Origin of the sequence: Roseiarcus sp. (assembly GCF_052145395.1) — a bacterium.
In the GTDB taxonomy this organism is placed as follows: Bacteria; Pseudomonadota; Alphaproteobacteria; order Rhizobiales; family Beijerinckiaceae; genus Roseiarcus.
In genome coordinates this window covers 1-3,074 of the sequence record NZ_JBKQOT010000353.1, presented here as the reverse complement: position 1 = coordinate 3,074, position 3,074 = coordinate 1, and the positions used below count along the sequence as shown (strand labels likewise).

The following is a 3,074-nucleotide window of genomic DNA, read 5'->3' as shown; positions in this document are numbered from 1 at the left end:
CGCGATGATCCTGGCGATGGCCGAAGACGCCGTGCCAGCCGACAAGGAGCCGCCATTCAACGCGCGATCCTTGCGGGTGCCGGGGAACAAAAGTCACGCGCCGAATAATCTGTGTTCGAGCCGCCATTCTGGCTTGTATTCATGAAGAACGTTTATATATCAAGTATCACGCTCGGGGAATAAATTCGAGATTAAATTTCATTTTCCTTGGACAATAGCGATGAGAGCATATCCGTCCGAAAACCTCACAATTCATCACAAAGTCAACGACTACAGCAGCTGGCGCACGGGCTATGACGATGGCGAGAAAAGCCGCGTTGCGGCTGGCGTTACCAACGGCAGGGTTTTTCGCGGGGCCGAAGATCCGAATGACATCGTGATCCTCCAGGATGTCGCCGACATGGGGAGGGCCCGCGCCTGGTTCACAGGAGAGGATCTGAAGGCCGCGATGCAGAAGGCCGGCGTCGTCGGCCCGACGAGCTTCCACTTCTCGGTTTGAGCAGCCGCCTGCGCGGAACTCCGCAAAGCGAGATGCTGACTGTCAACGACAACGGTCGGCCGGCTGAAGCCTGCGCCAAATGCGGCCGAGGAAGGACGCAGACCATGAACTTTACCGAGCGGATCATCCGCGAACACGCCTATTGCCTGTGGGACCACGCGGGCAGACCCGAGGGACGCAGCGCGGAATTCTGGTTTGCCGCGAAAGACGAATTCGAACGCAACGGGGTGACGGGCAAGCGAAAGCTCGGCGCCCCGGTTCGCCAGTCTGCGAATGTTCGTTGTGAAACGGCAGCGGATTGGGGGAAGCGAGGGCGGGACCCGAGCTTCTGACCCCATGCCGCGGCGACGTTAGGCGTCCGGGAATTCAATACAGATGACCAAGCAAGAATCAGAGCAATGCGAAGCTCTATTGACCTGGGCCAAAGCACTCGACGCTGCGGCTGAGGCGGCTCAGGCGAGGATCAATGCCACGCTTGCGCCTAATCGGGCTGACGTTGGGGAGGAACCGAAATCGGGTCGCCGCGAACCGGCCGCGGCCTGTTTCTGAGGAGTTGGCAGATGCTTTCGTTTCTGGAACGGGAGCGCCAAAGGGCGAGATGGATCGAAGCGCAGGCGGAATCGCTGATCCAACGTTTCGGGCCCGGCGCGTTCGATGCGGCCGACAGAATTGGGCGCGAGGCCAATGACTTCTCTTCGGTGCGATATTGGCGCTCAGTCACTAAAGCGATCGCACGCGAGACGAAGGTTGAGGTGTATCGGCTCAGGGTTGTGCCGCCTCGGCCCGGACGTCCGCCAGCCGAACCATGAGCGGCGCGACCTCTGTCAGGGGGCGCCATGACGAATTACGGCGTCCCTCATCACGTGACCCAGAGAGGCAACCGGGGCGAGCGGATTTTCTTCGGCGATGACGATTACGCCCTCTATCGCGACTCGCTCGCCGAGTCGTGCCGCAAGTTCGGCGTCGAGGTCTGGGCTTATTGCCAGACGCCCAACCACGCGCACTTGATCCTTACGCCGTCCGACGCCTCGGGGCTTGGCTTGGCCTTTCCCGCGCCCACCGCCTCTATGCCGGCTTCGTCAACGCCCGGCTCGCCAGACCGGCCATCTGTTTCAAGGGCGCTTCGGCTCGGTTCCGATGGACGAGGACCGCCTGATCGCCGCCGTGCGCTACGTCGCGCTCGATCCAGTTCGCGCGCCTCGTCGCACGGGCCGAAGACTGGCCCGATTCCAGCGTCCGCGCGCATGCGCAGGGCGAGGACAACGCCCTGGTCAAAGTGCGCCCGGTCCTCGACCGCGTCGCGCTTCGCCGACCTGATGGAAACCGACGCCGACGATCCGGCGTTCATCGCTTTGCGACGCTCCGAGTTGATCGGCCGCCCGCTCGGGTCCAAAACCTTCATTCGCGGCGCGGAAGCGCATCTTGGCCGAACCCTCGCCCCCGCCAGACGCGGACCCAAACCGAAAACGACGTCAGCTGCTCCGCAAGAAGGGATTTGAGCGCCTGTCACCGTAACCCCGCGCGCCAGGCGCCAAACAATCGGATATCGCACTCGGCACGAGCGGCAAAGCCGAACTGTCGCGGCCGGCTTAACGCGTCGAAAGACGGGCGTCCCGGCAAACGCCCTTTGGCGCCGGATGAGGGGCGTCGCTGACCTCTCGGGATAGGTCGGCGCCGCCCCTCACCCCGGCGCTCTCCCGGTCCACGACCGGACCCGGGGACGGTTGCTCAAGCATCTGATCGTGCAGCGGCGCGGCCCGCGTCGGCCTCACCAATCTGCAGGAGCTGATGGCAAAACACGGAATTGAAATAAGTGTCGCCGTAACTTAACTCTCTGCGGCAAGATCACTTTAGATCGATTGACGTATATGACGCCAAGGCAACGAGTCGCGATAGTACTGTGCCGAAATCTGGTGGCTTCCTAATATCTTCAAAGTGTTGCTGCCTGACAGAGCCATCGGGTTCCACCGCGGAAAGTTCGGCCTCGCCAGACTCCCACACCAAAAGATCAGATTCTAGCTCGTTACGACGTAAATTCAGACTACAAGACGGATTCAGTTGGTTGCCCGGCGATCGCTCGAACCGACCGATAACAGCAGCGGACTCCAGCAGCGCTCGGACGGAGAGCCACCACGCCTCGATGAAATCCATCACGGTCATGCTCATTTCTCCAATTACGCAATTGCGGTGATGCGTACTTCAATACCACCATTCTGCGCGCTGCCCGGTGGCGAGTGAGCAGTACGGACGACGGAAACATCGGAAGACACCGAAGCGTGAAATAAAGGCCGCGGATCTGGCTCGAACGTTCGGCATGCCTCGAGATTTTCAGTTGACCGGCCCCATACGCTTGACCTGTGCATCAACGCTCTGGCCGCCCGTCGATCCCGCGCACAGCCGCAATATCAAGGCATCATACCAGGTCGATGCGGAGCGAGCGGCCGACCGCGTTGGCGGCGCGGCGCAGCGTGTCGAGCGTCACCGACGGAATCTTCGGATCAAACAGCCGGTCAAGCTGACGGCGGCTGGTCTTCATCCGCGCGGCCATTGCCACCTTGGTCAATCCCTGCTCATC

3 protein-coding genes are annotated in these 3,074 nt (G+C 61.5%); 2 read left to right on the top strand and 1 reads right to left on the bottom strand.

The genetic code is table 11. The annotated features are described in order from the left end of the window. Nucleotides 1–220 precede the first annotated feature (220 nt). Together ACLP25_RS11890 and ACLP25_RS11885 are read left to right on the top strand one after the other, a co-directional pair. Nucleotides 221–499, top strand: a complete 279-nt coding sequence (locus ACLP25_RS11890) for a cyclase (RefSeq protein ID WP_442469405.1) — start codon at nucleotides 221–223, stop codon at nucleotides 497–499. A 32-nt stretch (nucleotides 500–531) separates the two neighbouring features. Then, a complete protein-coding gene (locus ACLP25_RS11885) occupies nucleotides 532–831 on the top strand; it encodes a DUF2934 domain-containing protein (protein WP_442469404.1) in 300 nt (99 codons plus the stop codon). 1,513 nt (nucleotides 832–2,344) lie between these two features. Here ACLP25_RS11885 and ACLP25_RS11880 read toward each other — a convergent pair. Then, nucleotides 2,345–2,659, bottom strand: coding sequence for a hypothetical protein (locus ACLP25_RS11880; RefSeq protein ID WP_442469403.1), 315 nt, complete (start codon nucleotides 2,657–2,659; stop codon nucleotides 2,345–2,347). Nucleotides 2,660–3,074: the final 415 nt, after the last annotated feature.